Origin of the sequence: uncultured Chitinophaga sp., assembly GCF_937874145.1 — a bacterium.
Classification (GTDB): Bacteria; Bacteroidota; Bacteroidia; order Chitinophagales; family Chitinophagaceae; genus Chitinophaga.
In genome coordinates, this window is sequence record NZ_CALNBI010000473.1 from 1 (window position 1) to 4,618 (window position 4,618).

Below are 4,618 nucleotides of genomic sequence, written 5' to 3' on the forward strand. Positions count from 1 at the left end.
ACGTCCGTCATCCCCGTATAATAAGAACCTGCCGTCGTAGGAAACCTCGTGCGCGGCGGGCGCAACTGGCAGGAAGCGCAAATTCCCTGGTAAATCACCCCGTTACGGTCGAAACGGCTCGTGCCCCCGTCCACGTGCTCTAACAATCCGTTCCCTCCAAAATAAGTCCCATATAAAATACCAAGCGCATCCCGCTTCATGACGAAGAAATAAAAATCACTCCCGTCCGTCCGCGACTGCCGCGCATCCGGCGTCACCGGCAGGCCACGGGTACTTGCGTTCGCATGGAATTGATGATTCAGTTCTCCACCCCATCCCGATACATACACATTCTGGCAACGATCCACCAGGAACGCCACCGGCGAAATGCTGGGCACGGAACTGCTCGTCCCGAAAGTGGTGGAATATATGAGGGCCGACAGGTCGGGCCGCAATTTGGTGATGAACTGCCTGGAATTATCATTGTAAAAAGTCGGCGTCCCTGCCGGTTGCCGGATCGGCCAGTTGCCCTCGGTCGTACCCATCACATATACATCGCCCAGCCTGTCCAGCTGAATCCCGTACACCTGATCGGCACGGCCATTGTCGGAACCGAGGAATGTTGAATTCAATAAATTCCTCCCATCGGCCGACAATTGTGCAATATAACCGTCGCATTGCCCTCCGCGGTAAGCGCCGTAAACGCTGTTGCCCCGCATCGGGAAATTGCTGCTGGCGGTACCGCCGGCCACATAAATGGAGTTGTTGCCATTCAGCGCCAAAACATATGCCGCATCCGCCTGGCTGCCGCCGAGATAGGTCGACCAGATAATATCGCTGCAATCGGGATTGATCTTGATCACCACGCCATCCTGGCCGCCGCCGAATGTGCGCTGGAATGCGCCTGCGGTGGTGGGGAAGTCGGAAGATTGGGTACAGCCGGCCACGTAGATATTTCCGGCGCCGTCGAGCACAACTTCGCTCCGGGCGTCGTCGCCGTAATTGCGCAGCAACTGGTTGATGAGACCGGTCTTCTGCGTTTGCATATTGGCGCCATCCAACCCCGACCCGCCGATGCGCAGGCAGCCGATAATAGCGGTAGCGTTGGTATTGATCTTTGCGACCACGATATCGTGCCCCGAACCGCCACCGGGCCCAATGGTGGAATCAGAAGGAAAGTCGGGAGAGTTGGTTCGCCCGGCGATAACGAGGTTGCCCGCGCCATCCACGAACAGGGAGTGCGGCTGGTCGTCGCCGGCTCCACCGATATAGGTGCTGTATAACAAGCGGCTGCCGGATGCATTGAATTTTACGATGGCCATATCGCAGTCTCCGCCCCGGAAGGCACTCTGGATTGCGCCCATGGACGTCGGGAATCCCGGTTCGCGCGCGATGCCGCCGCCATAAAAGTTACCGGCGTCGTCATAGGTGGCCGTATATCCCCAGTTATCGGCGCGGGAGCCGGTCAGTGTAGCAAAAACCACTACGGGGTCTATCACCAGTGGATAGGCGTTGTCGTATCTCCCGGAAACCCGGAAGCTGAGGGTATTGCCCTTCAATTGGTATTGTACGTTAACTTTTTTGCGCTGGTTGTCGATGAACTGGTAGGCAAACGGCATCAGTTCCACGATCTCGCCTACGGAAGTCTGGATATGGATGTTCCCTTTTTTCAAGGTAACCGACTGGGCGCCTGTATATTCCATCCGGATGGCATCGGGATTGCCGCCGGGGTGGACAATGAAATCATATTTCATCTGGCCACTTTCGGAATACACCTGCATATCGGTGTTGGGGTAAAGATTTTCGTAAAGGATGGAAGTGTAGGCCGAAATCCCGGTTTGCCAGCGCGAGCGGTCTTTCCCCCTGAAATAGCTGATATTCTCCTGGGAAGGTTTGGATGGGGTGATGACGGGGTTGGGATTGGCCTGCAGGAAAGTCACTTCGTAAGCGTGCCCTCTCACCTGGCCGGGCACATACCCGCTACCGCTGCCGCCGCCACCGGGCGTATCGTCTCCCGGAGCCGGGGCGCTGATGCCCCTGGTCTGGTTTTTCTTTTTATCGATGTGGATGATGGGGGGCTTCCCCCCGGTAATATTTTTCGGAACTCCGTGCTGGTTGTCGAGCATTTGTTTCATATCCTCCGGGTGCAGGAACAGCATCCGGATGGCGTTCTTCTTCAGGAAGATGTTGACGCCGCCCAGGTTGGCCCTATACTCGAAGGGATCTTTCCACTGACCCTTATTCTCCACAAATTCAATCGCGGAACTGATCCCGCCATGGTTATGAGCGGCTTCCTGCGACCGTGCCTTCCCGGCGATCAACACCAGTAAAAAGATCTGCAGCAGACTGAATATTCCGATAGGGCGAGTAGATTTCAAGACGGTATAACGTTTTTAGATTGTCCCAGTAAAACTTGTATACTTTAATTAACGGACGGGAGCAGTAAAATGTTACGGTCCGGATTAGGTTGGCGACCGGCAGTGGACGGTTCACAATAAGGTATCAGGCGGGCTCAACATGCAAAACAAACCATCCCTGCCGGTCATTCCAACATGAACAACGTAAAAGCCGTCAGGATATTTTACTCCAGGCGGATTTTGACCGTTGGGTGGCGAGAAAATCGTGCAGCGGCTGGTTTTCGGGCAGGGCCAGGTCGGGATCGTCTGTCAGGATTTTTTCCGCGACTTCACGGGCGGCGGCCAGCATGGCGCGGTCCTGGACGATATCGGCCAGTTTGAGATCGAGGAGCCCGCTCTGCCGGGTGCCTTCAATATCGCCGGGCCCCCTCAGTTCCATATCCTTCTCCGAAATCACGAACCCGTCGTTCGTCTGGACCATCACCTTTACCCGCTCCTGCGAATCCTTGCCGATCTTGTTGCCTGTCATCAGGATGCAGTAACTCTGTTCCGCCCCTCGCCCTACGCGCCCCCGCAGCTGGTGGAGCTGCGACAGCCCGAAGCGCTCCGTGCTTTCGATCACCATCACCGAGGCATTGGGCACGTTCACCCCTACTTCGATCACCGTGGTGGCCACCATGATCTGCGTGTCGCCGGTTACAAAGCGGTGCATATTGGCTTCCTTGAGGTCCTGCCGCTGCTTACCGTGGACCATGCTGATCCAATATTTCGGTTCCGGGAAAAAGGCTTTCACTTCCTCGTACCCTTTTGTGAGGTTCTCGAAATCCAGGCTGGCGGACTCCTCGATCAACGGGTACACGATGTACGCCTGCCTTCCTTTCCGGATTTCTTCCTTGATAAAATCCATCACCTGGGGGCGCTGGTACTCAGTTCGATGCACAGTTGTGATGGGCTTTCGGCCAGGCGGCATCTCGTCGATCACCGACACGTCGAGGTCGCCGTAAACGGTCATGGCGAGCGTTCTCGGGATAGGTGTGGCCGTCATCACGAGGATATGCGGCGGGGTATCGCTTTTTTCCCATAGCCTTGCCCGTTGCGCCACGCCGAAGCGGTGCTGTTCGTCCACGATCGCCATGCCGAGGCGCTGGAAAACGACTTCCTTTTCCAGCAGGGCGTGCGTGCCGATGAGGATGTGGATATTGCCTTCCGCCGCGGCGGCGAGGATTTCCTTACGGGCTTTTCCTTTCACGTTGCCGGTCAGCAGGGCCACGTTAACGGGCATATCTTTCAGGAGCTCGGAGATGCCTTTAAAGTGCTGCTGGGCGAGGATTTCGGTGGGCGCCATGAGGCAGCCCTGGAACCCGTTGTCGATCGCGATGAGCAGCGAAAGCAAAGCCACCATGGTCTTGCCGCTGCCCACATCGCCCTGTACGAGGCGGTTCATCTGGCGGCCGGTGGTCGTGTCTTTCCGGATTTCTTTCAATACGCGCTTCTGTGCGCCGGTCAGCGGGAAGGGAAGGTGATCGTTGTAGAAATTATTGAAAACGTCGCCCACGGCGTTGAACACATATCCCTGCGAATTCTTGTGGCGGCGTAGTTTGATGCGGCAGATGCGGATCTGCGCGATGAAAAGTTCTTCGAATTTAAGGCGGCGCTGGGCTTGCTTCGCTTCTTCCTCCGATGCGGGCAGGTGAATTTTGAAATACGCCTGCGACCGGGGCATGAGGCGGTATTGCTGCAATACGGACGCTGGAATATTCTCACGGATCTCGGACAAAGAAAGCTGTTCCAGCAGGTTGCGGCTCAGTTTGCCGATGGCTTTGGCCGTGAGCCCGCGGGTTTTGAGTTTCTCGGTGGTGTAGTAAACGGGTTCCAGCGTTTGTTTGCCTTCCGCCGTTTCTTCGGTTACCAGTTCCATATCCGGGTGGGAGATCTGCAGCTTGCCGTTGAACTGCGACATGCGGCCGTACACGAGGTACTGGACGTTCTCGCGGAGCGATTTCTCCATCCACTGCCAGCCCTGGAACCACACGAGCTCCATGCGGGACGTTTCGTCCTGGAACGTAGCCACCAGGCGTTTGGCGCGCTTCTCCCCCACTACTTCCATATGCACGATGCGGCCGCGGATCTGTACGAATTCTTCCATGCCGCTCAGGTGCCGGATCTTGTCGATCCGGGTGCGGTCGATATACCGGAAAGGGAAATATTCGAGCAGGTCGCGGAAGGTATGGATATTGATTTCCTTGCGCAACAGCTCGCCTTTCTGCGGGCCTACGCCCTTC

General features: G+C 56.5%; 2 protein-coding genes. Both read right to left on the reverse strand.

The window, feature by feature from the left end; genetic code table 11:
• Positions 1-2,357 (reverse strand): SBBP repeat-containing protein (locus tag Q0510_RS22705; RefSeq protein ID WP_298716851.1); only part of this gene is annotated, 2,357 nt, incomplete at its 3' end.
• A 193-nt stretch (positions 2,358-2,550) separates the two neighbouring features.
• Positions 2,551-4,618 (reverse strand): ATP-dependent DNA helicase RecG (gene recG / locus Q0510_RS22710; RefSeq protein WP_298716853.1); only part of this gene is annotated, 2,068 nt, incomplete at its 5' end.